The sequence below is a fragment of the Nonomuraea longicatena genome (assembly GCF_039525605.1).
Taxonomy (GTDB): domain Bacteria; phylum Actinomycetota; class Actinomycetes; order Streptosporangiales; family Streptosporangiaceae; genus Nonomuraea; species Nonomuraea longicatena.
In genome coordinates this window covers 30,589-51,410 of the sequence record NZ_BAAAHQ010000037.1, presented here as the reverse complement: position 1 = coordinate 51,410, position 20,822 = coordinate 30,589, and the positions used below count along the sequence as shown (strand labels likewise).

25 protein-coding genes are annotated in these 20,822 nt (G+C 69.9%); 16 read left to right on the top strand and 9 right to left on the bottom strand.

The annotated features are described in order from the left end of the window. The first annotated feature begins 54 nt into the window (after positions 1-54). Positions 55-492, top strand: coding sequence for a sterol carrier family protein (locus ABD120_RS29590; RefSeq protein WP_343953441.1), 438 nt, complete (start codon positions 55-57; stop codon positions 490-492). 238 nt (positions 493-730) lie between these two features. Here the strand turns inward: ABD120_RS29590 and ABD120_RS29585 are convergent, their stop codons facing one another. Further along, positions 731-1,777: a hypothetical protein gene (locus ABD120_RS29585; RefSeq protein ID WP_343953440.1), complete on the bottom strand. Its 1,047-nt coding sequence runs from the start codon at positions 1,775-1,777 to the stop codon at positions 731-733. Between the two features lie 199 nt (positions 1,778-1,976). Here ABD120_RS29585 and purF point away from each other — a divergent pair, with 199 nt between their 5' ends. Further along, complete coding sequence (gene purF, locus ABD120_RS29580) at positions 1,977-3,416, top strand: amidophosphoribosyltransferase (protein WP_343953439.1); 1,440 nt, start codon at positions 1,977-1,979, stop codon at positions 3,414-3,416. After that, positions 3,413-4,441 (top strand): phosphoribosylformylglycinamidine cyclo-ligase, encoded by a 1,029-nt coding sequence (purM, locus tag ABD120_RS29575; RefSeq protein ID WP_343953438.1) that lies wholly within the window; start codon positions 3,413-3,415, stop codon positions 4,439-4,441. Before purF ends, purM begins: the two co-directional genes overlap by 4 nt. 25 nt (positions 4,442-4,466) lie before the next feature. Here the strand turns inward: purM and ABD120_RS29570 are convergent, their stop codons facing one another. After that, positions 4,467-5,054 (bottom strand): TetR/AcrR family transcriptional regulator, encoded by a 588-nt coding sequence (locus ABD120_RS29570; protein ID WP_343953437.1) that lies wholly within the window; start codon positions 5,052-5,054, stop codon positions 4,467-4,469. Between the two features lie 61 nt (positions 5,055-5,115). On the opposite strand from ABD120_RS29570, the gene ABD120_RS29565 reads away from it, so the two are divergent. Next, the gene (locus tag ABD120_RS29565) at positions 5,116-6,090 is read left to right on the top strand and encodes an SDR family NAD(P)-dependent oxidoreductase (RefSeq protein WP_343953436.1); all 975 of its coding nucleotides are present in this window, start codon (positions 5,116-5,118) and stop codon (positions 6,088-6,090) included. A 75-nt stretch (positions 6,091-6,165) separates the two neighbouring features. On the opposite strand, the gene ABD120_RS29560 is transcribed toward ABD120_RS29565, so the two are convergent. Together ABD120_RS29560 and ABD120_RS29555 are read right to left on the bottom strand one after the other, a co-directional pair. Further along, positions 6,166-6,387 carry a DUF3073 domain-containing protein gene (locus ABD120_RS29560; RefSeq protein WP_343953435.1) on the bottom strand — a complete coding sequence of 74 codons (222 nt, stop codon included), beginning with the start codon at positions 6,385-6,387 and terminating at the stop codon, positions 6,166-6,168. Between the two features lie 150 nt (positions 6,388-6,537). After that, positions 6,538-7,617 carry a Glu/Leu/Phe/Val family dehydrogenase gene (locus ABD120_RS29555; RefSeq protein ID WP_343953433.1) on the bottom strand — a complete coding sequence of 360 codons (1,080 nt, stop codon included), beginning with the start codon at positions 7,615-7,617 and terminating at the stop codon, positions 6,538-6,540. A 107-nt stretch (positions 7,618-7,724) separates the two neighbouring features. Here ABD120_RS29555 and ABD120_RS29550 point away from each other — a divergent pair, with 107 nt between their 5' ends. Both ABD120_RS29550 and bldC read left to right on the top strand, forming a co-directional pair. Beyond that, positions 7,725-8,588 (top strand): DUF8083 family protein, encoded by an 864-nt coding sequence (locus tag ABD120_RS29550; RefSeq protein ID WP_343953432.1) that lies wholly within the window; start codon positions 7,725-7,727, stop codon positions 8,586-8,588. A 335-nt stretch (positions 8,589-8,923) separates the two neighbouring features. Beyond that, positions 8,924-9,127, top strand: a complete 204-nt coding sequence (gene bldC, locus ABD120_RS29545; protein WP_013133571.1) for a developmental transcriptional regulator BldC — start codon at positions 8,924-8,926, stop codon at positions 9,125-9,127. 150 nt (positions 9,128-9,277) lie between these two features. Here bldC and ABD120_RS29540 read toward each other — a convergent pair whose 3' ends face one another. Further along, positions 9,278-9,943, bottom strand: a complete 666-nt coding sequence (locus ABD120_RS29540) for a TetR/AcrR family transcriptional regulator (protein WP_343953430.1) — start codon at positions 9,941-9,943, stop codon at positions 9,278-9,280. A gap of 148 nt (positions 9,944-10,091) precedes the next feature. On the opposite strand from ABD120_RS29540, the gene ABD120_RS29535 reads away from it, so the two are divergent. The 3 genes from ABD120_RS29535 (at position 10,092) to ABD120_RS29525 (ending at position 12,307) form a co-directional block, all read left to right on the top strand. After that, positions 10,092-11,129, top strand: a complete 1,038-nt coding sequence (locus tag ABD120_RS29535) for a LacI family DNA-binding transcriptional regulator (RefSeq protein ID WP_343953429.1) — start codon at positions 10,092-10,094, stop codon at positions 11,127-11,129. A gap of 92 nt (positions 11,130-11,221) precedes the next feature. Then, a complete protein-coding gene (locus ABD120_RS29530; protein WP_343953428.1) occupies positions 11,222-11,470 on the top strand; it encodes a hypothetical protein in 249 nt (82 codons plus the stop codon). 15 nt (positions 11,471-11,485) lie between these two features. Further along, the gene (locus ABD120_RS29525; protein ID WP_343953427.1) at positions 11,486-12,307 is read left to right on the top strand and encodes an N-acetylmuramoyl-L-alanine amidase; all 822 of its coding nucleotides are present in this window, start codon (positions 11,486-11,488) and stop codon (positions 12,305-12,307) included. 328 nt (positions 12,308-12,635) lie between these two features. Here the strand turns inward: ABD120_RS29525 and ABD120_RS29520 are convergent, their stop codons facing one another. Then, positions 12,636-12,830, bottom strand: a complete 195-nt coding sequence (locus ABD120_RS29520; protein ID WP_343953426.1) for a heavy-metal-associated domain-containing protein — start codon at positions 12,828-12,830, stop codon at positions 12,636-12,638. Beyond that, positions 12,827-13,021, bottom strand: a complete 195-nt coding sequence (locus ABD120_RS29515) for a hypothetical protein (protein WP_343953425.1) — start codon at positions 13,019-13,021, stop codon at positions 12,827-12,829. Before ABD120_RS29515 ends, ABD120_RS29520 begins: the two co-directional genes overlap by 4 nt. A 121-nt stretch (positions 13,022-13,142) precedes the next feature. Between ABD120_RS29515 and ABD120_RS29510 the strand changes: the two genes are divergently transcribed. The 5 genes from ABD120_RS29510 to ABD120_RS29490 all read left to right on the top strand — a co-directional run bounded on the left by ABD120_RS29510 (position 13,143) and on the right by ABD120_RS29490 (position 16,029). Beyond that, positions 13,143-13,850, top strand: coding sequence for a TetR/AcrR family transcriptional regulator (locus ABD120_RS29510; protein WP_343953424.1), 708 nt, complete (start codon positions 13,143-13,145; stop codon positions 13,848-13,850). Between the two features lie 68 nt (positions 13,851-13,918). Further along, the gene (locus ABD120_RS29505; RefSeq protein WP_343953423.1) at positions 13,919-14,353 is read left to right on the top strand and encodes an anthrone oxygenase family protein; all 435 of its coding nucleotides are present in this window, start codon (positions 13,919-13,921) and stop codon (positions 14,351-14,353) included. 81 nt (positions 14,354-14,434) lie between these two features. Further along, entirely contained in the window at positions 14,435-14,635 is a 201-nt protein-coding gene (locus ABD120_RS29500) for a hypothetical protein (protein WP_343953422.1), read from the top strand. Further along, complete coding sequence (locus tag ABD120_RS29495; protein WP_343953421.1) at positions 14,632-15,168, top strand: DUF6879 family protein; 537 nt, start codon at positions 14,632-14,634, stop codon at positions 15,166-15,168. The genes ABD120_RS29500 and ABD120_RS29495 overlap by 4 nt, the downstream gene beginning before the upstream one ends. Positions 15,169-15,177: 9 nt before the next feature. Beyond that, positions 15,178-16,029 (top strand): helix-turn-helix domain-containing protein, encoded by an 852-nt coding sequence (locus ABD120_RS29490; RefSeq protein ID WP_343953420.1) that lies wholly within the window; start codon positions 15,178-15,180, stop codon positions 16,027-16,029. Positions 16,030-16,276: 247 nt separating this feature from the next. Here ABD120_RS29490 and lpdA read toward each other — a convergent pair whose 3' ends face one another. Next, on the bottom strand, positions 16,277-17,656 hold the full coding sequence (lpdA, locus tag ABD120_RS29485) for a dihydrolipoyl dehydrogenase (protein ID WP_343953419.1): 1,380 nt from the start codon (positions 17,654-17,656) through the stop codon (positions 16,277-16,279). A gap of 69 nt (positions 17,657-17,725) precedes the next feature. On the opposite strand from lpdA, the gene ABD120_RS29480 reads away from it, so the two are divergent. Together ABD120_RS29480 and ABD120_RS29475 are read left to right on the top strand one after the other, a co-directional pair. Further along, positions 17,726-18,376 (top strand): response regulator, encoded by a 651-nt coding sequence (locus ABD120_RS29480; RefSeq protein WP_343953417.1) that lies wholly within the window; start codon positions 17,726-17,728, stop codon positions 18,374-18,376. Between the two features lie 6 nt (positions 18,377-18,382). Then, complete coding sequence (locus tag ABD120_RS29475; RefSeq protein WP_343953416.1) at positions 18,383-19,435, top strand: quinone-dependent dihydroorotate dehydrogenase; 1,053 nt, start codon at positions 18,383-18,385, stop codon at positions 19,433-19,435. A 38-nt stretch (positions 19,436-19,473) separates the two neighbouring features. Here ABD120_RS29475 and ABD120_RS29470 read toward each other — a convergent pair whose 3' ends face one another. Next, positions 19,474-20,652, bottom strand: a complete 1,179-nt coding sequence (locus tag ABD120_RS29470; RefSeq protein WP_343953414.1) for an ABC transporter permease — start codon at positions 20,650-20,652, stop codon at positions 19,474-19,476. Positions 20,653-20,822 lie beyond the last annotated feature (170 nt).

Here is a 20,822-nt window from a genome sequence, read left to right as displayed (position 1 = left end):
TACGATTTCGGACACCATAGGGACAGGCCCATAATTCCCCGGGAGAATGGTGGCGTGGCGCAGCGGAGAATCGACCCGGACAAGCTGAGGTCCGCCCTCGACGAGCAACTGGTCGTCCTCGACCGGCCCGCCTACGACGGCCCGGCCGCCGGGCTGGCCGACGCGCTCGTCCACGCGGTGCTCGCCGCCTACGATCGGGGTGAGCGACCGGTGCGGGCGGCCGAGCGGCTGGCCGTACGGCATCTGCTCGACCGGCTCGCGACGGCGGCGCCGGGCCGTACGGTCGAGGTCAGGGTGCCGCCGCACGCGGCGGTGCAGGCGATCGAGGGGCCGAGGCACACACGCGGCACCCCGCCGAACGTCGTCGAGATGAGCCCGCGCACCTGGATCGACCTCGCGCTCGGGCGCCTCGCGTGGGAGCGGGCGATGGCCGAGCACCTGGTGACGGCCAGCGGCTCCCGCGCCGACCTATCCGGACATCTACCGCTTTAGACGTCCAAGCTTGTGACATTTACCGCTTTAGATACCCGAGCTGCGGGCGGCTGACGGCGAGGACACGTGCGAGGGCCGTGCCGCGGCTGACGGCGGGGCGGTGGATGCGGCCAAGGCGGCGATCGCGCGGCCATGGCGGGGCCGGCACCGAAGACAAGCGCGCGGCCGTACGGCTGAGGGCGAAGACACGTGCGAGCCCCCCGCCCTGCGGGAGGCTCGCGTCACGCCGCGGGGACGGTCAGCGCTTGCCCCACGGGATCTTGTTCTGGACGCAGATCTCGCTCTCCCTCGGCGGCAGGTTCGCGCAGTCGGAGAAGTAGCTGCGGACCGCGAAGAAGGCCGCGACGGCCAGCAGCAGGGTCAGGATGCCGAAGCCGATGCCGGTCCACGACATGCCCTTGCTGGCGCCCTTGGACAGGGCCACCGCGCCCAGCACGATCGCGACCACCGCCGTCAGCACTCCGATGAAGCAGACCAGCAGCAGGAACAGGCTCGCCACACCCAGCACCAGCGACGCGATGGCCAGGCCGTTGCCCGGCTTCTTGCCGCCCCAGTCCTGCTGATGGTGCGCGGGGCCGCCGGGCGGCGGCGTGTACGCGCCGGACGGGCCGCCCGGGGCGCCGTACGGACCGGCCGGGCCGCCGGGGGCGCCGCCGTACGGGCTGGACGGGGAGACCCCGGGAACGGGGCTCTCGGCGCCGCCGTAGGGCGCGGCTCCCGGCACGCCGGGCTGGTCCGGCTCCCCTGGGCCCTTCGGCTCCTCCGGACCGCCGTACGGGGCGCCTGCGGACTGCTGCCCGTAGCCGTACTCCTTGGGCGTGCCCGCGTACGGCCCCGGCTGCTCGCCCGAAGGCGGGGCCGGTGGGGTGGGCGGGGTCGGCGGGTCGTAGCGCGACGGTCCCGGCTGCGCGGCGCCCGTACCGGGTGAGTCCCAGCTTGTCGTCGGCTCCGAGCTCTCCCACCCGGGGTACGACGGCGTCGAGCCGGGCTTCGGGAACGCCTGTGTGTCACCCGTCTGCGGCGGCTCAGGAGGGCTCTGCGGCGCGGGCGGCGGTGTCGGCGGCTGCGTGGGCGGCACGATCGGCGGGGCGGGCTCGATGGGTTCCTCGCCCCGGTGCTCGTCCGCCCACCACGAGGCGGGTGCCTCCTCCTTGGCGGGCGGCTCGCCCAGATCGTCGGCCGGGCCCGGCTGGTCGGGCCGTTCGTCCCCGGAAAAGGGCTCAGATGGGGAGGTGCCGTCGTCCCCACGTGGGCGCGGCTCGTTCGGGTCCCGGGGTGTGGTCACGTCTGCGTCTCCCGACGGGTGGTCTTGCCGGATAACCCACCTTTACGCGCATCCCGACGCGGCCGCCGTCCGACACGGTAAGAGTCCGTCGATGCTTGGCTTACGGTGCGCCCAAATCCCGGACGACCGGGATTGTCACAGTCCGTGTTCTCGTACCCGGGTGTGCGAGCAAGGAAGCGACCGACCTAGACTGAAGTACGTGCTGAAGGGCGACGGCCGACTCGGCCATGACCTGGACCCCCACGACCGTGCTCCCAAGGACGCCTGCGGCGTCTTCGGCGTATGGGCGCCAGGCGAGGAAGTGTCCAAACTCACCTACTACGGGCTGTACGCGTTGCAGCACCGCGGACAGGAGTCCGCGGGCATCGCCGTCAGCGAAGGCAGCCGGATCCTCGTCTACAAGGACATGGGTCTGGTCGCTCAGGTCTTCGACGAGTCGGTTCTCGGCACCCTGCGCGGCCATCTGGCCGTCGGGCACTGCCGCTACTCCACCACCGGTTCGAGCGTCTGGGAGAACGCGCAGCCCACGCTGAGCTCGACCGACGTGGGCGGGCTCGCGCTCGCGCACAACGGCAACCTCATCAACACCCCGGTCCTGGCGCAGCGCCTGCAGCCGGGCACGACCCGCGCCACCACGGACACCGAGGTGCTGGCCAGCCTGCTGGCCCAGGACCGCAGCCAGCCCATCGAGGACGCGGCCGCGGAGTTGCTGCCGCAGGTGCTCGGGGCGTACTCGCTGGTCTTCATGGACGAGAAGACCCTTTACGCCGCCCGCGACCCGCAGGGCATCCGCCCGCTGGTGCTGGGCCGCCTGGAGCGCGGCTGGGTGGTCGCCTCCGAGACGGCGGCGCTCGACATCGTCGGCGCGACCTTCGTGCGCGAGGTCGAGCCCGGCGAACTGCTCACCATCGACGAGCGCGGTGTGCGCTCGCGCCGGTTCGCGGTGGCCGAGCCGAAGGGCTGCCTGTTCGAGTACGTGTACCTCGCCCGGCCCGACACCACCATCGCGGGCCGGGGCGTCCAGGTGACGCGGGTCGAGGTCGGCCGGGTGCTCGCCCGCGAGCACCCCGTCGAGGCCGACCTGGTCATCCCGACGCCGGAGTCCGGCACTCCCGCCGCCGTGGGCTACGCGCAGGAGAGCGGCATCCCGTACGGCCAGGGCCTGGTGAAGAACTCCTACGTCGGCCGCACCTTCATCCAGCCGTCGCAGACCATCCGCCAACTCGGCATCCGCCTCAAGCTGAACCCGTTGCGCGAGGTCGTCGAGGGCAAGCGGCTGGTGGTCGTGGACGACTCGATCGTGCGCGGCAACACCCAGCGCGCGATCGTGCGCATGCTGCGCGAGGCGGGGGCCCGCGAGGTGCACGTGCGCATCTCCTCTCCCCCGGTCGCCTGGCCGTGCTTCTACGGCATCGACTTCGCCACCCGCGCCGAGCTGATCGCGGGCTCGCTGTCGGTGGAGGAGATCAGGGCCTCGCTCGGCGCCGACTCCCTCGGCTACATCTCCCTGGAGGGGCTGACGGCCGCGACCACGATCCCCGCCGAGCGCCTGTGCCGGGCGTGCTTCGACGGCTCCTACCCCATTCCGATCGACCAGGACAACGTGGGCAAGTTCGTGTTGGAGAGTTCTCAGAAGTGACTACCTATGAGGCCGCAGGCGTCGACATCGCCGCAGGTGAACGCGCCGTCGAGCTGATGAAGGCGAAGGTCGCGCGCTCGCGGCGGCCGGAGGTCGTGGACGACGCCAGCGGCTTCGCGGGGCTGTTCGACGCCTCGTTCCTGCTGCGCTATCAGCGGCCGCTGCTGGCCACGTCCACCGACGGCGTCGGCACCAAGGTCATGATCGCGCAGCAGTACGGCAAGCACGACACGATCGGCATCGACCTGGTCGGCATGGTCCTCGACGACCTGGTCGTGTGCGGGGCCGAGCCGCTGTTCATGACCGACTACATCGCCTGCGGCAAGGTGGTGCCCGAGCGCGTCGCCGAGATCGTCGGCGGCGTGGCAGAGGGCTGCCGCCTGGCGGGCGCGGCGCTGGTCGGCGGCGAGACCGCCGAGCACCCGGGCGCGATGGGCGCCGACGAGTACGACCTGGCGGGCGCGGGCACCGGCGTGGTCGAGGCGTCGGCGATGCTGGGACCCGACCGGGTGCGCGAGGGCGATGTGGTGCTGGGGCTGGCCTCCTCGGGGGTGCACTCCAACGGCTATTCGCTGGTACGGCACGTGCTGAAGAACGCGAGTCTGTCGCTCGACGCCGAGTTGCCCGAGTTGTCGCGCCCGCTGGGCGAGGAACTGCTCGAACCCACGCGCATCTACTCGCTCGACTGCCTTGAGCTGGCCCGTTCGGTCGAGGTGCACGCCTACGCGCACGTCACCGGGGGCGGTGTCGCGGGCAACCTGGCCCGCTCGCTGCCGCCGACGCTCGACGCGGTGCTCTCGCGCGGCTCGTGGACGCCTCCTGCGGTCTTCGAGGTGCTCGCCGGGCACGGCGGCATCGAGCAGGAGGCCATGGACAGGACGTTCAACCTGGGTGTGGGCATGGCCGCGATCGTGCCGCAGGAGGCGGCGGACGCGGCCGTCCGCCTGCTGGCCGCACGCGGCCTGCCGGCGTGGGTGATGGGCGAGGTCGTGGCGGGCACGGGCCAGGCGTTCTACGGTCACTGATCCCTCCGGCCGGCCCGCCCGGCCTTCACGACTCGGGCGTCAGCACCATGCCGGTCGCGCGGACCATGGCGGCACGGCACTCGTCGGGCGTGTCGCCTCTGCGCAGGCTCGCCACCGCGACCGCGCCCACCGCGCCCACCAGGGCCCCCACGAGTGCCGCCGCCACCACTTCGTCCAGTTCGTACGCCTCACGCAGCGCTCGCGCGAAGTCTTCCTGCGCGAGGCCGTACTGCCGATACAGCCGCGCGCCCAGCGCGGGTGAGCCTGCGGCGAGGCGGATCCTGAGCGCGGCCAGGCCGCTGGTCAGGTCGTCCTCCCAGCTCTGAGTGATCATCTCGGCCATGGCGCGGGCCAGTACCTCGCGGTGGTGCTCGCCGGGCGCCCGTTCGGCGATGACCCGCAGCCCCAGGTCGACGCGCAGGTCGGCGCCCGAGAACAGGACGTCCTCCTTCGTCTGGAAGTGCAGGAAGAACGTCCGCGTCGACACCTCGGCCGCCTCGGCGATCTCGGCCACCGTGACCGCGTCGAAGCCTCTCTCCTCGAACAACCGCACCGCCGCCGCGATCAGCGTCTGACGTGTGCGCTGCTTCTTGCGCTCCCGCAGTCCTGTCATGCATCCCATACTATGGCTTCATCTGATGTATTAATTCATCGAATGAAGTGAAGGGACGCTCATGGGACGTCTGCAAGGTCGCGTCGCCGTCATCACCGGGTCCGGCCGGGGCATCGGGCGGGAGGAGGCGCTGCTGTTCGCGGCGGAGGGCGCCAAGGTCGTCGTCAACGACCCGGGCGTGGCCCCCGACGGCTCCGGCGGCGACACCGGGGTGGCCGCCGCCGTGGCCGAGGAGATCAGGGCGCGCGGCGGCATCGCCGTGGCCAGCACCGACAGCGTCGCCGACTGGGAGGGCGCGGGCCGCATCGTCCAGACCGCGCTCGACGCCTTCGGCGACCTGCACATCGTCGTCAACAACGCCGCCGTCGACCGCCACCGCGCACTCGTGGACCTCGACGAGGACGAGTTCGACGCCGTGGTCGCGGTCAAGCTGAAGGGTACGGTCGCCGTCACCCGCTGGGCCGCCAGGCACTGGCGGGAGCGCTGGGAGGCGGGCGAACGCGTCGACCGGGCCGTGGTCAACACCTCGTCGGGCTCCGGTCTGCTCAACCCGCTGCCGACGCAGACGGCCTACGCGGCGGGCAGCGCCGCCGTCGGCGCGCTGACCACCGTCGCCGCGCTCGAACTCGGCAGGTACGGCGTGCGTGTCAACTGCCTGTCGCCCTCGATGGCCCGCACCCGGCTGACCGAGGCGGTACCCGGCATGACGGCGGCGCCGGAACCGGGCGTGTTCGACCCGCTGCACCCCGCCGCCTGCGCGCCGGTGGCCGCCTACCTGGCCATGGACGGCTGCCCGCTCACCGGGCAGGTGCTGTCGGTGCGCGGCGGCTCTGTCGCGGTCAACCACGGATGGTCACGGGGCGCGACGCTGAGCAAGGACGGCTTCTGGACCGTCGGGGAACTGTCGGAGCAGCTCGCCGAGGTGCCGATGGAGGACCCGTTCGACCGGCTCGCCGAAGCGCTGTCCGGGGCGCTCGGGCCGCTCGGGCCCGGTGGGGTGCACACCCTGATCGAGAACATCCTCGACCGGGGCTGACGGCACGCACACGGGCACCCGGTGTGATTTGTCACACCGGGTGCCCTGTGAGAAGAAACTCAGCCGGGAGAACGGCTAACGGCGGCCGGACGGGCGATCGTCATCGTCGTTGCCGTAGTCGTCCGCGTAGTCGGCATAGCGATCCGCCAACTCATCGGTGCGGTCGTCGGCATCGTCGTGGTCGGAGTCTTTGACCCCGAGTTCGTCGCGAAGACGATCAAGATCTGTGCCACCGCTGTTGTACTTCAGCTGGCGAGCAACCTTGACCTGCTTGGCCTTTGCTCGGCCGCGCCCCATTGGCTCGACCCCCTCGTGTGGGGTCGTCCCCGACCCCTCGTCGCTAACGCACCACATACTGACGCCGCCGTTGTCGGGCGTCAGTCTCTTGTTCGCCTATTACCGTACCTGTTTTGTGCCCAGCTCGGTACGCCGTATGGACATGGGGCGTCAGCCTCCCAGCCAAATGCCCCGAATCCGCCCGACTTCCGACATTCTGCGCTCTGCCAGCCTATCCGCTGCGACCGCCGGAGGTACGCCTTCCTCGGAAGCGATCGAGAAGATCTTCAAGGTGGTGTCGTAGATACGGGCCGCCCTGGCGCGCGCCCGATCCATGTCGAACCCCTCGATCTCATCGGCTACCTGGATGACTCCGCCCGAGTTGACCACGTAGTCGGGCGCGTACAGGATGCCGCGCTCGGCCAGTTGCTTCTCGACGCCGGAATGGGCGAGCTGGTTGTTGGCGCCGCCGCAGACGACCTTCGCCCGCAGCCGGTCGACGACGGAGTCGGTCAGCGCGCCGCCGAGTGCGCACGGGGCGAAGACGTCGAGGTCCGCACCGGTCAGCTCGGCGGCGCCGGCCACCGTCTCGACCTGCGGGTGGCGGACGCGCACGCGTTCGACCGCCTCGGCGCTGACGTCGCAGACCACCACCTCGGCGCCGTCCTCGACCAGGTGGTCGACCAGGCGGCTGCCCACCTTGCCGACGCCCTCGACGCCGATGCGCCTGCCATGCAGCGACGGGGTGCCGAAGACCCGCTCCGCGGCCGCGCGCATGCCCTGGAAGACGCCGTAGGCCGTGAGGATCGAGGAGTCGCCCGCACCGCCGTGCTCGGTCGTGCGTCCGGTGACGTACGAGCTCTCGCGGGCGATGACGTCCATGTCCTCGCTGTAGGTGCCCACGTCGCAGGCGGTGATGTAGCGGCCGGCCAGCGACTGGACGAAGCGGCCGTAGGCGCGCAGCAGCGCCTCCGACTTGTCCGTCGCGGGGTCGCCGATGATGACGGCCTTGCCGCCGCCGAGGTCGAGCCCCGCCAGCGCGTTCTTGTAGGCCATGCCCTTGGCCAGGTTGAGCACGTCGGCGAGGGCTTCCTGCTCGCTTCCGTACGGATAGAACCTGGTACCCCCGAGGGCGGGGCCGAGCCGGGTGTTGTGGATCGCGATGATCGCGCGAAGGCCGCTCTGCTGGTCGGCGCAGAAGACGACCTGTTCGTGAACGTCCTTGTGGGACGAGCCGAAGACGTCGGTCACGGTAGTGACTCCCTGTCCGGTCCGCTGCCTCTTCGCAGCGGAGATCACCTCTCAGCGTAGTGGCCGGAACGGTGCATGCCGGTGGTCTTCATGACACGATGCCTTCCGTGCTGCCCTACGCCGCGTACCTCCGCGTCTATGAGCCGCTGACCGCGTTCAGTGAGTCCGACCGCAAGGCCTGGTCCGAGTACGCCGACTCGCGCGATCGCCCCCGCCGGGCCAACGCGCTGCGCGCCGAGCACGGCGAGTCCGTGCGCCGGCTGCTCGCCGTGCCACCGCACCCCGCACCCGCGCAGGAGAGCCCGAACGCGTACCTGCGCCGCGTCGAGGACCGCCTGTACGTCTGCCCCTGGCAGACGCGGCTGCGCTCGTGGCTGGCGTTCTCACGGCTGCGCGGGAGCACTCCCGTGAAGCTGATGGACCGTTTCGTCCCGAGCGCCGTGGCCGACCAGACGGCCGACGACTTCGACAGGTACAAGCGCGGCGGCGGCGCCTCCGTGCTGCGTACCCACATCAGGACGACGACGTGGCACGTGCCACCGGCCTGGTTCGTCCCCTTCGACGCCAACGAGCGCTGGCTGGTGCTCGGCTCGGCGTCCCCATCCCAGGATCTGACGACGGCCACGGGGCGTAACCTCATCTACGTCACCTCCATGGCGCAGGCGCGCAGGCGCTCGGCGCGGGCGCTGCAGGTGCTGCGCAAGCATCTCGGCGACGTCGCCGCCGGGCTCGACGTCGAGGACGTCGCGCGCTGGCTGGAGGAGTTCCACCCCCACAGCCTGGTCGAACTCGACTACGGCGGACTGGTCCATCTGATGGACGACGACGCGCTCCAGGCCGACCAGTCGGTCGCGGAGCTGGCCGCCGCACTGACGGGGCTGGACACGGGTCAAGAAGAACTTGCGTTCGCGATGTATCAGCGGGTGATCCTTCGCTGGAAGTCAATGCAACATCTGGAATCTGCCAACTGAACGCCATACAAGGGGCGTGACCTGCAAGAGCACGGCATGCGTAGGTCACGTGTCACGCCTGCTGGCTTCTGCGAACTGAGTAGTTTGCCGTTTTCACTGCGATACCACGAAACGTGTCGCTAGAATCACCGAGCGTGACATCGCCATGCAGGCGGGCAGGTTGGACCAAAGAAGGTCTCGCCAATCGCTCTGCGTGGCTGTATGGTCACTTCGGGTGATGCCGCATATGGCTCAGAAAAGCCGCACGCTCTGGGCCATAGGGGGACATCCGTGACACGCGCAAACGCAGTCGCAGGATCGCAGATGCCGGTCCACACGGAGGAGAGGCCGCACAAATGTCAGCTCGTACACCCGAGGCCGAGCCGCTGCTCACGCCCGCTGAGGTCGCGACCATGTTCAGGGTCGACCCCAAGACCGTCACCCGGTGGGCCAAGGCGGGGAAACTGACGTCGATTCGCACCCTCGGCGGTCACCGGCGCTACCGGGAGACCGAGGTCCGGGCACTGCTGGCGGGTATCCCGCAGCAGCGCTCGGAGTGAAACCGGGACAGTCACGGACCTAAGGGGGGTTACACGGTGGGCCAGGTTCGCCGCCGGGTCCACCCGCGTGACGTCATCCTGTCGCCCTCACCCAGGGAGACACCGACGGGAGTTGGCGCCGCCCGCCCGGCGCCATCCTTCCCAGCCGGGTCAGGCGGTCCGCTCCTTGGCGAGGTCGTCGACGAGAGAGCGCACCTCGGCGTCGTAGCCCGCCGCGACACCGAGCAGGGCGACCATCTGATCGACCAGCAGGCGTTCGAGCTCGGGACGCTCGATGTCGCGGAGTTCGAGCCAGTCGAGTCCCGCGGTCTCGACCGAGGCGATCCACGACCGCAACGTGGTGCGCAGCACGGGGCCGGCATCGGCCACGTGCATCTGCTTCAGGATGAGCCGGAACAGCCGCCGGCGGACGCCGTCGACGATCTCGCCGACCTCGCCCGCCCGGTTGGCCGGCCCGCCGCGCAGCAGTGCGGCGAAGCCCGCCGCGTGTTCCTCCACGAAGTCGAAGTACCTTCCGAGACCGGCGGCCAGCTCCTCAAGCGGCCTGCCGTCCCGCTGGGGGCGCAGCCGTGACTCCAACTGGTCCGCCGCGCTGCGCAGCGCCGCGACGTACAACTCCTGCTTGCCGCCGAAGTAGTGATAGACGAGTGCGCGCGAGGCTCCCGCCGCCGAGGCCACGTCGTCGATCGAGACGTCTTCGGCGTCGCGCTTGCTGAACAACTCCAGGGCCGCGGCCATGAGCTCCTCGCGGCGTCTGTCGACGCTCAGTCTGCGCCGAGCAGGGCGCGCTGCCTCGGCCGACTTCCCGGGTGTCACAAACCGCACACTATCCGACCCCGCGCCCAATAGCGTTGACCCATCCGGGGCGTCAACCTGAAGCTTCACTTGCGGCGAGGCCGTACCCTGCGGCGCACTCGATCGTTTGGGAAGACAGGTGCCCGTATCCGCATCGCGGGGGAGACACATGTCAGGACCACCCGTCAACACGACCATCGCCGAGGTAGACACCTTGCCGCGGCCCAGGCCCACGATCAGGAACGTCGCCGAGCGCGCGGGCGTCTCCAAATCGCTGGTGTCCCTGGTGCTCCGCGGCTCGCCTCACGTCAGCGAGCACCGGCGGCAGGCCGTGCTCCAGGCTGCGCGTGAGCTCGGTTACCGACCCAACGCCGTCGCGCGAAGTCTCGTCGAAGGCAGGACCCATCTCGTCGGAGCGCTCGTCGCCGACCTGCACAACCCGTTCTACGCCGAGTTCCTCGACGGCCTCCAGGAGAGCCTGCACGGCGACGGGCTGCGCATGCTCATCGGCAACAGCCAGTGGGATCCGGCGTTCGAGGACGAGGCCGTCGAAGCCTTCCTCGAACTGCGCGTCGACGGACTCGTGCTGTTAGGAATCGCCCCGACCAGCGAGACGCTCATCGAGGCGACGTCGTACACGCCGACGGTCGTCGTCGGCGAGCGCGACATCGAGATCGACGGCGTCGACATCGTGGTCGACGACGACCAACTGGGCGCGCGGCTGGCCATCGACCATCTGGTCGACCTGGGCCACAAGCGCATCGCCCACATCGAGGGCACCAAGTCCTCACGCTGCGAGGGCTACCTCGTGGCGATGCGCAGGCACGCGCTCGCGCCGTACATCATGGTCGAGCACGCGGTCAGCACCGAGGACGGCGGCAGGGAGGCGGCCGTGGCGCTGCTGACCCGCGAACCACGCCCGACGGCCGTTTTCGCGGCCAACGACGTGGTCGCGCTGGGTGTCCTCACCGCGGCGCACGAACTGGGGCTGCGGGTCCCCGAGGACCTGTCCGTGGTCGGCTACGACAACACGCACCTGTCGGCGTCGCGCCACATCTCGCTGACCTCGGTCGACCAGCCTCGCCGAACCATGGGCCGGTCGGCGGCCGCACTGCTCAGCGACCGGATAGGCGATCCGGGCAAGCTAGCACGGCTGCGGCAGGTCACCCCCGAACTGATCGTACGGCGGAGCACGGGCCCCGCCTAAGAGCTGTCCAAAGCCTGGTCAACCCGGCGACCACGGCGTGTCTCCCCTGTTTACTCGTCAACGTCATGGCGTTTGATCCGGGGGGAGCAGTCATGCGCGATCCAGAACTGGTGTCCTGTGCCCAGCGCGCGGCGTCCGAGCTTGAGCGCGCCTGGGCACAATGGCGAGCAGGTCGGGGCGGGGGTTCCGATCTCGGCGCCGAATCAGTGGCGAGTTACGTCGCCCATTCGCTCGACCACCCGTGGGGTCGTCCCCGCGTGGTACTGGGCCTCGACGCGGAGGACGCCAGGGAACTGGCGGCCCTGCTTCAGCGCCAGGACGTGGGCGAGCACGTCTGGTGACGTAAATTGGGGTGCATGCGTGCACTACCTGTAACCGCCCTCGCCCTCGCCGGCCTGGCCTCGGCCGCGTGCGGCGCCAGTGGAGGAACACCGGCAGGGGCCGCGTCCAGCGGGGCCGGTCAGGCCGCCGCCCATCAGGCAGCGGGCCAGGCCGCCGCTCCCGCGACATCCTCGGCGCCGTTGACCGGCAAGGTCGTCGTCATCGACCCCGGCCACAACGGCGGCAACTACCGTGACCCGAAGGCCATCAACCGCAAGGTCAACGTGCTGACCAAGTGGAAGGCGTGCGACACCACGGGCACCGAGACCACCAACGGTTACACCGAGGCGGCCTTCACGTGGGACGTCTCCAACCGGTTCGCCAAGCTCCTCAAGGAGCGGGGGGCCACGGTCAAGCTGACCAGGTCGAGCAACGACGGCGTCGGCCCGTGCATCACCGAGCGGGCGGCCATCGGCAACAAGGCCAAGGCGGACGCGGCCGTGTCGGTCCACGCCGACGGGTCGGCGCCGGGCAACAAGGGCTTCCACATCATCATGCCGGAGAAGATCGGCGGGCCGGTCGATCCGGTCGTCGGCGCCTCCCGGCGGCTCGGCGTCGATCTGCGCGACTCCATCGCCAAGGAGACCGGGCTGCCCTATTCGACCTACATCGGCCGCAAGGGCCTCGACTTCCGCGACGACCTGGGCGGCCTGAACCTGTCCACGGTGCCGAAGGTGCTGGTCGAGGCGGGCAACATGAAGAACCCGGGCGAGGCGGCGAAGTTCCAGAACCCGGCCTTCCGCCAGCGCCTCGCCGAGGCTCTGGCGGACGGGGTGCAGAACTACCTCAAGTCCTGAGGTAGTTCGGGGCCTTCCATCACGGCCAGGCAGCCGGTGGTGTTCGGCGCTTTCCGTCACCGCCAAGCCGCCGGTGGTGTTCGGGGCCTTCCCTTTACGGCCCTTTACGGCCCAGCCCCCTCACACCACCCGCCGCCGCCCTCTCAGGGCGCTCCAGGGGCACGCTCCGCCCCGCGAGGCCACCTCGCCGTGACGACTCCGCCCTTGGCCCGTTCCGGGGCGTGACAGCGGAGTCGTCACGTGGCGGGTGTGGTCAGAGGAGGAGCGCCTTGGAGGCCGGTCACCGGCGACGGCGGGAGGCGTGGGGCGGCTTCGCCGTAACAGAGAGTCAGGCTACGGAGTAGCCGGCTTCTTCGATCGCCTTGCGGATCAGCGCGTCGTCGGCGGCGCCGGCGATCTCGACGCGGCCGGTGGGGAGGTCGACCTCGACGTCCGTGACGCCCGGGACCTCTCCGACCTCCTCCTTGACGGAGGCGACGCAGTGGCCGCAGGTCATGCCCGTGACGGTGTACGTGGTGCTCATGTGACCCAGCGTATGCCCGCCCATGGGGTCAGTGTGACGTGTGCCTGGCGAAGCGCGGCAGCAGGAACGACAGCCCGAACGTCAGCGTCAGCAGCGAGGAGATCCATGGCCTCGGCGGCGAGCACGACGAAGAGCGCGGCCCAGCGCCGGCGGTACGGATGCGCGGTCTCTTCGGGGACGGTGGTGGTCATGGGGGGCTCCTTGAGGGAACATCGTTCTTAGAACGAACAGCGTTCGTCGCAAACACTGTTCTAATGTCGAACACTGTTCGTGTCAAATACGATGTTCGCGGACCGACCGGAGGGAGTCTCGATGACGGTGCCCACCCCGCCCTGGCGCACGGCGCGCAAGCGGGCCAAGACCCAGCTCAGCCAGGACGTCATCGTCGAAACCGGGCTGCGGATCCTCGTCACGGACGGCTCGGAGGCCCTGAGCATGCGACGGGTCGCCCAAGCCCTCGACACCGGCCCCGCGTCCCTCTACGCCCACGTGTCCAACAAGGAAGAGCTGCTGGAGCTCATCTTCGACCGCGTGCTCGGCGAGATCCACCTGCCCGAACCCGACCCCGCCCAGTGGCAGCGGCAACTGCGCGGCTACGCGATGGAGGCCCTGCGCATCCTGGCGCAGTACGGCGACGTGGCCAGGATCGCCGTCGCCAACGTCCCCACCGGGCCGAACGCGCTACGGGTCGGCGAGTGGATGATGGGGCTGCTGGTCGGCGCGGGCATGAGCCCGAGGGAAGCGTCGTTCGCCGTCGACCGGCTGGCCCTGTACATCACGGCCGACGCCTTCGAGGGCTCGCAGCACTTCGCCAGGATGCGGGCCGCCGGGGTCACCGACCCCGGGGCGTACATGGAGGAGTTCGCCACCCGCATCGCGGACTACTACCGCACCCTGCCCGCCGACCGCTTCCCCCACCTGACCGGGTACGTCGAGGAGATGACCGCCGGAGACGGCGACGCCCGCTTCGAGTTCGGCCTCGACCTGCTCATCACCGGCATGGAAGCCCGGCTGAGATAGACGCCCTCGTATGCGGATCAGCGTATGAGCCATGGACCGTCTCACCGGAGGTGGGCCACGATGAGCCTATGACGGTTCTCGCGCTCCTCACCCTGGTACTGCACGGCGCCATCGCCGGGCTCTTCTACGCCTTCTCCATGTCCGTGATGCCCGGCCTGAACGCGGTCGAGCCCGCGCAGGCCGAGGCCGTGATGCGCAGCATCAACCGGAAGATCCTCAACCCGTGGCTGTTCCTGCCCTTCATGGGGGCGCCGGTGGCCGCACTGATCACCGGCCTGCTCACCGACGGCCCCGCCGCCACGTGGTACTTCGTCGCCGCCGGGGTCAACTTCGTCGGCTCGTTCCTGGTGACCGTGGTGGCCAACGTACCCATGAACAACGCCCTGGACCAGGGCACCCTGCCCTTCGCCCGCTACTCCCCGAGGTGGACCGCCTTCAACACCCTCCGCACCGCCGCCTGCTTCGTCTCCCTGGTGAGCGTGGGCATCGCCCTGACGTACTGACCGCCTCCTGGGGCTTGACGACTTCCTCGCCACCTCTCACCATCACAGGTGTCGAGAAAACCCAGCAAACCGAGGAGAATCATGAAAGTGAGGTTCCTGGGCACGACTTCAGACGGTGGCGGCTGCCCCGCCGCCTACGACACGGACCGTCGGACGTTCATCGTGCAAGGCAAGATCGTCTCAGACCCGGAGGCGCTCGCCGGACTGGTGAACCTGGCTCCCGACGAGACGGTGGTGGAGATTCCCAAAGAACTGCTCAGGTACTTCACGGAGAACCGGTGACGAGGCTGATCTCGGGTCGGGAGTTCCTCGACCTGTTCGACTCTTTCGCCGGATCCGCGTACCGACAGGAAGCGCGCGACCGATACAACTCGCCGGACGAACACTCCGCTGTCGAGAGCTTCCGGCGGGGACAACCCGACACACGGTACCTGCACACACGGCCCTGGCTGGAGTCCGTCCGGGACAAGACCGGGCAGGGAAAGGTGTTCCAGCGCGTACGCATCGTCACGGTGCCGCTCAAGGATTACTCGCGATACGCGCTGTGGAGCGTCCAGGGGAACCTGGCGGCGGGCGAGGACATCCGCTACCTGAGCCGCGACCAGGCCGTCGAACTGGGACTACCGGAGCACGACTCCTGGCTGTTCGACTCGGCACGGGTCGCCTTCCTCCACTTCGACCACGACGACTCCCTGCTGGGCGCGGAACTGGTCACCGACCCTGACGTGGTGGCCCGGCATCGCGCCTGGCGGGACATCGCGTGGAGGGGCGCGGTGGACCGTGACGAGTTCGCCAGACTGCACGACGGAGCGTGAGCAGCAGCTTTGGCGAGCAGTCCGAACCAGGCCCGCGAGGCGTTGGGCGCGCGACTACGAGACCTGCGGCGAGACGCGGGCCTGACCGGCGTGGCCCTGTCCGCCCTCGCGGGCTGGCAGTCCAGCAAGGTGTCGAAGATCGAGTACGGCAAACAGGCGCCGAGCGAGGCCGACATCCGCCTCTGGTGTCTCCACACCCATGCCGAGCAGCACGTTCCCGACCTCGTCGCGGCGGTCCGCACCATGGAAACGCAGTATGTGGAATGGCGACGGCAGCTCAGATCCGGAACCCGGCGCCGCCAGCAGAACCAGGTCGCTTGGGAGGACGAAACCTACCTCCTGCGCGTCTTCCAGCCGACCGTCATCCCCGGGCTGCTCCAGACCGAGGAGTACGCCCGGATGATCCTCCGCAAGATCATCTCCTATTACGGGATTCCCGACGACCTCGAAAGCGGCGTCGCCGCCCGCCTCGAAAGACAGAAGGTCCTCTACCGAGGCGACCGCAGATTTCACATGGTGCTCGCCCACGCGGCTCTCCAGACGCACAGCGACGACCGTTCCACCATGATCGGCCAGTTGGAGCGGCTGCTGACGCTGATGACGCTGCCCCGGCTACGGCTGGGCGTCATCCCGGCCCGTGCCCCGTACGAGGTGACGCCGTTCCACGGTTTCTGGATGTTCGACGAGCGCATGGTCCTCGTGGAGACGCTTTCCGCAGAGCTCAAGGTGGTCCAGCCTCACGAGATCGCGTTGTACGCGAAGGCGTTCGACTCCTTCGCACGCTCCGCCGTCCATGGTCGTGACGCGAGCGACCTGATCGCACTGGAAGTGGCACGACTGACGAACGAGCCCTCGTCATGAGCAAAGCGCAGCAAAGTCCTTGAATCCGTCGCGCGCCCTTCCTAGCGTCATGGCATACCCCCCCTTCCGGAGGGGACGGCATCGCAACGCGGGGAGGGCAGCGTGTGTTCTCCATCACCGGCGAAACCCACACCACCGGTCCGCGTACGCGTCTCCCCCGCACCGAGAGTGCGACACCCTCCGCGCCAAGAGCACACGAAGCCCCCGAGGTCGCGGTGACCCCAGGGGCTCGGACGCGCGGGAAGTCTCACATGTTGATCATGTGGCCGGCGAGGCCGTGGACGGCTTCCTTCACGGCTTCGCCGAGGGTCGGGTGGGCGTGGATGTTGCGGCCCACCTCGTGGACCGTGAGGTCCCACTGCTGGGCCAGCGTCAGCTCGGGCAGGAGTTCGGTGACCTCGGGGCCGATCAGGTGGGCGCCCAGGATCTCGCCGTGCGTGTCGTCGGCGATGATCTTGACGAAGCCGTTGGCGTCGCCGAGGCCGTGCGCCTTGCCGTTGGCGGTGAAGGGGAACTTCTGCACCTTCACGTCGTAGCCCAGGTCGCGGGCCTGCGTCTCGGTGTAGCCGAAGCTGGCGATCTGCGGCTGGCAGTACGTCGCCCTCGGGACCATGACGAAGTCGATCTCCATCGTCTCCGCCCCGCCGATCGTCTCGGCGGCGACGGTGCCCATCGCCTCGGCCGCGTGGGCCAGCATCAGCTTGGCCGTCACGTCGCCGATAGCGAAGATGTGCGGCACGTTCGTGCGGCCCCTGCCGTCGACGGCGATGGCGCCGCGCTCGGTCAGCGCCACCCCGGTCCGGTCCAGGCCGTAGCCCTCGACGCGCGGCTGGAAGCCGATCGCCTGGAGCACCTTGTCGGCCTCCAGCACGTGCTGGGCGCCGTCCTTGGAGACCGTCACCCGGACGCTCTGGCCGGTGTCCTGGATGCTCTCGACCTTCGTCGCGGTGTGCACCTCGATGCCGAGCCGCTTGTAGCGCTTGGCCAGTTCCGCCGAGACCTCCTCGTCCTCCAGCGGCACCATGCGGTCGAGGAACTCGACGATCGTCACCTTGACGCCGTAGTTGTGCAGCACGTACGCGAACTCGACGCCGATGGCGCCCGCGCCCGCGATGATGATGCTGCTGGGCAGTTCCTCGGTGAGGATCTGCTCCTCGTAGGTGACCACGCGCTCCGACAACTGAGTGCCGGGGATCAGCCGGGTCGTGGTGCCCGTGGCGATGATGCAGTGCGAGAAGGTGATGGTCTCGCCGTTCACCTGGAGGGTGTTGGCGTCGAGGAACGTGCCACGGCCGTCGTACTCCGTGATCGCGTTCTTCTTCATCAGGTAGTGCACGCCCTTGACGCGGCCGTCGGCCACCTTGCGGCTGCGCTGGAAGGCGGCGCCGTAGTCGAAGGTGACCTCACCGCTGATGCCGAAGGTCTTGGCCTCCTTGGTGAAGATGTGGGCCAGTTCGGCGTTGCGCAGCAGCGCCTTGGAGGGGATGCAGCCCACGTTCAGGCAGACGCCGCCCCAGTACTTCTCCTCGACCACGGCGACCTTGAGGCCAAGCTGGGCAGCGCGGACGGCGGCGGTGTATCCCCCAGGACCCGCACCGAGAACGACGACGTCATAGTGAGTGCTCATGCGTCGGACGATACCGCCCGCCCTGGTGGGGCTGTGCCAGCTCCTCCACTGGAAGGCCACTATGGAGGGGTGATTCGCATTCTCCTCGCCGACGACGAGATCATGATCAGGGCGGGGGTCAAGGCCATCCTCGGCTCCGACCCCGGCTTCGACGTGGTCGCCGAGGCGTCCGACGGACGCGAGGCCGTCGATCTGGCCATCAGCCACCACCCGGACGTCGCGCTGCTCGACATCCGCATGCCGAAGCTCGACGGGCTGGCCGCCGCCGCCGAGATCAGGCGGGCGGCGCCGGGGGTGGCCGTGGTGATGCTCACCACGTTCGGCGAGGACGAGTACATCGCCTCAGCGCTCGACGTGGGCGCCAGCGGCTTCCTGCTGAAGTCCGGCGACCCGCGCGAGCTGATCGCCGGGGTGCACGCCGTCGCGGGCGGGGCCGCCTATCTGTCGCCGAAGGTCGCCCACCGGGTCATCACCACGCTGTCGCGCGGGCGGCTGTCGCGCGGCAGCGCCGCCAAGGAGCGCGTCGCCGTCCTCACCGAGCGCGAGCGGGAGGTGCTGGCGCTGGTCGGCGCGGGGATGTCGAACGCCGAGATCGCCGGGCGGCTGTTCATCGTCGAGGGTACGGTCAAGGCGTACGTGAGCACGATCCTCACGCGGCTCGGCGTCCGCAACCGGGTGCAGGCCGCGATCATCGCCTACGAGGCCGGATTGGTAGCCTGATCCCTGATGTACCGTCTCCTCTTCACGCAGGTCCTGCGGCGCTTCGACGCCGAGACCGTGCACCACGCGACCGTCCGCGCGCTGGCCGTGCTCTCCGTGCTGCCGTTCGTACGGCGGCTGCTGTTCCGGTGGCTCGCGCCCACCGATCCGGCGCTGCGGATCAGCGCGTTCGGCGTCCACTTCCCGGGGCCGTTCGGGCTCGCGGCCGGGTTCGACAAGGACGCCGCCTGTGCCGAGGCCGTCGCGGCGCTCGGGTTCGGGCACGTCGAGGTCGGCACCATCACCGCGCACGCCCAGCCGGGCAACCCCCGGCCGCGCCTGTTTCGGCTGAGCGGGGAGCGGGCGCTGGTCAACCGGATGGGGTTCAACAACCACGGGGCCGCCGCTGCGGCGCGGCGGCTGCGCCGTACGCGGGGGGTGCCCGTGGTGGTCGGGGTCAACATCGGCAAGACGAAGGTGGTGCCGGAGGCGCAGGCCGCCGCCGACTACGTGGCGAGCGCGGCGCAGCTCGCGCCGCTGGCCGACTACCTGGTGGTCAACGTCAGCTCGCCCAACACGCCCGGGTTGCGCAACCTTCAGGCCGTCGATCTGCTGCGGCCGTTGCTCGCGGCCGTCAAGGAGGTCGCGGACGGCACCCCTCGGCGTACTCCCCTGCTGGTGAAGATCGCGCCGGACCTCGCCGACGACGACATCGACGCGGTCGCCGATCTCGCGCTTGAGCTGGGGCTCGACGGCATCATCGCCACCAACACCACGATCGACCACCGGGGCGAGACCGGCGGCTTGTCCGGGCGGCCGCTCAAGTCGCGCTCGCTGGCAGTGCTACGACGGCTGCGCGCTCGGGTGGGCGACCGGATCACGCTGGTGTCCGTGGGCGGGGTCGAGGACGTCGACGACGTGTGGGAGCGGCTGCTGGCGGGTGCGACCCTGGTGCAGGGGTACACCGGGTGGATCTACAACGGCCCGTTCTGGGCGTCGCGCATCCACCGGCAGTTGTCGCGCCGGGTCCGCCGCCACGGCCTCAAGTCGATCACCGAGGCGATCGGCCGCACGGCCTGAGGCCGTACAGAACGGAAGCTGTACGGCCCTCAAGACGCTCACCCGGTGAGGGCGACGGTCGGCGACAGGCGGGCGGCGCGCATCGCCGGGTAGATTCCGGCGATCGTGCCGATCAGCAGGGTCGCCCCCACGGCACCGCCGAGCGACCAGAGCGGCACCACGGCGGTCCACTCCTGGGTGGTCGCGTACACGATCGTGGCCACGGCCCCGAGCACCGCGCCGGTCGTCCCCCCGAGCCCCGACAGCAGCAGCGACTCGGCCAGGAACTGCACCCTGATCTGCCCCCTGGTGGCGCCGAGCGAACGCCGCAGCCCGACCTCCTTGCGCCGTTCGAGCACCGAGATCACCATCGTGTTCGCGACACCCACCCCGCCGACGAGCAGCGCGACCGCGCCGAGGCTCAGCAGCAGGTTCGTGAACGCGTCGGCCGCCGCCGCCTTGGCCTCCAGCGCGTCCGACGGCCTGCTGACCTCGACCTCGCTGGGGTTCTCCGGGTTGACCGTACGGGGCAGGGCCGCCCGGACGGCGACGACGGTGGCGTCGTCGGACCGCTCGTAGATCGTGGTCGGGTGCCCGTCGAAGTCCAGGTGACGTTCGGCGGACGGGAAGCCGACCAGCGCGGAGCGCTCGACCTCGGGCGCCAGCGGCATCGGCCCGAGGATGCCGATGACGCTGAACCAGCGCCCGCCGATCCACACCCGCACGCCGGTCCTGTCGATGCCGAGCCGCTCCGCGGCCTTGGCGCCGAGGACGACGGCGGGCTGCTCGGCCGTGGCGGCGTTCAGCCAGGTACCGGAGGACACGCTGCCCTCCAGTGTGGCGAGCAGCGAGGGGGTGGCGGCCTGGACGGACAACCCGCCGGTGACGGCCTCCGGAATGTTCCCGGTACGCCGTACGGTCGCCTCGACCAGCCCGGTCGCCCCCGCCTTGCGCACCTGCGGCATCCGCTCGACCATGCTGACCGACTCCAGGGGCAGCTTGGCCTCCTCCCCGAACAGGGTGCGTCCGGCCGAGACCGTGAGCAGGTTGGTGCCGAGGCTGTCGAGCTGGCGCATCAGCTGCTCACGGGATGAGGACGAGATGCCGACCACCGCGACCATGGTGGCGATGCCGATCGCGATGCCGAGCGCCGACAGCACCACCCGGGTGGGCCGGGTGCGCAGTCCTGCGGCGCCGACGCGGAACACGTCGATGAGGCTGAGCGGGGCGGGCTTCACGACACCACCCCGTCGCGCACCTTGATCTGGCGCGGGCACCAGGCGGCCACCTCCATGTCGTGGGTGATGATCGCGATGGTGGTGCCGGAGGCGTGCAGGTCGGCGAGGATCCGCAGCACCTCGGCACCGGAGCCCGAGTCGAGGTTGCCGGTCGGCTCGTCGGCGAAGAT

Excerpts from the sequence above, each read along its gene's own strand:
- ABD120_RS29515 (WP_343953425.1), bottom strand. The coding sequence starts at position 13,021 with ATGACCACCACCGTCCCCGAAGAGACCGCGCATCCGTACCGCCGGCGC.
- ABD120_RS29570 (WP_343953437.1), bottom strand. The coding sequence starts at position 5,054 with ATGACAGGACTGCGGGAGCGCAAGAAGCAGCGCACACGTCAGACGCTG.
- ABD120_RS29500 (WP_343953422.1), top strand. The coding sequence starts at position 14,435 with ATGAAAGTGAGGTTCCTGGGCACGACTTCAGACGGTGGCGGCTGCCCC.
- ABD120_RS29530 (WP_343953428.1), top strand. The coding sequence starts at position 11,222 with ATGCGCGATCCAGAACTGGTGTCCTGTGCCCAGCGCGCGGCGTCCGAG.
- bldC (WP_013133571.1), top strand. The coding sequence starts at position 8,924 with ATGTCAGCTCGTACACCCGAGGCCGAGCCGCTGCTCACGCCCGCTGAG.
- lpdA (WP_343953419.1), bottom strand. The coding sequence starts at position 17,656 with ATGAGCACTCACTATGACGTCGTCGTTCTCGGTGCGGGTCCTGGGGGA.
- ABD120_RS29565 (WP_343953436.1), top strand. The coding sequence starts at position 5,116 with ATGGGACGTCTGCAAGGTCGCGTCGCCGTCATCACCGGGTCCGGCCGG.
- ABD120_RS29560 (WP_343953435.1), bottom strand. The coding sequence starts at position 6,387 with ATGGGGCGCGGCCGAGCAAAGGCCAAGCAGGTCAAGGTTGCTCGCCAG.
- ABD120_RS29535 (WP_343953429.1), top strand. The coding sequence starts at position 10,092 with ATGTCAGGACCACCCGTCAACACGACCATCGCCGAGGTAGACACCTTG.
- ABD120_RS29520 (WP_343953426.1), bottom strand. The coding sequence starts at position 12,830 with ATGAGCACCACGTACACCGTCACGGGCATGACCTGCGGCCACTGCGTC.
- ABD120_RS29505 (WP_343953423.1), top strand. The coding sequence starts at position 13,919 with ATGACGGTTCTCGCGCTCCTCACCCTGGTACTGCACGGCGCCATCGCC.
- ABD120_RS29475 (WP_343953416.1), top strand. The coding sequence starts at position 18,383 with ATGTACCGTCTCCTCTTCACGCAGGTCCTGCGGCGCTTCGACGCCGAG.
- ABD120_RS29510 (WP_343953424.1), top strand. The coding sequence starts at position 13,143 with ATGACGGTGCCCACCCCGCCCTGGCGCACGGCGCGCAAGCGGGCCAAG.
- ABD120_RS29525 (WP_343953427.1), top strand. The coding sequence starts at position 11,486 with ATGCGTGCACTACCTGTAACCGCCCTCGCCCTCGCCGGCCTGGCCTCG.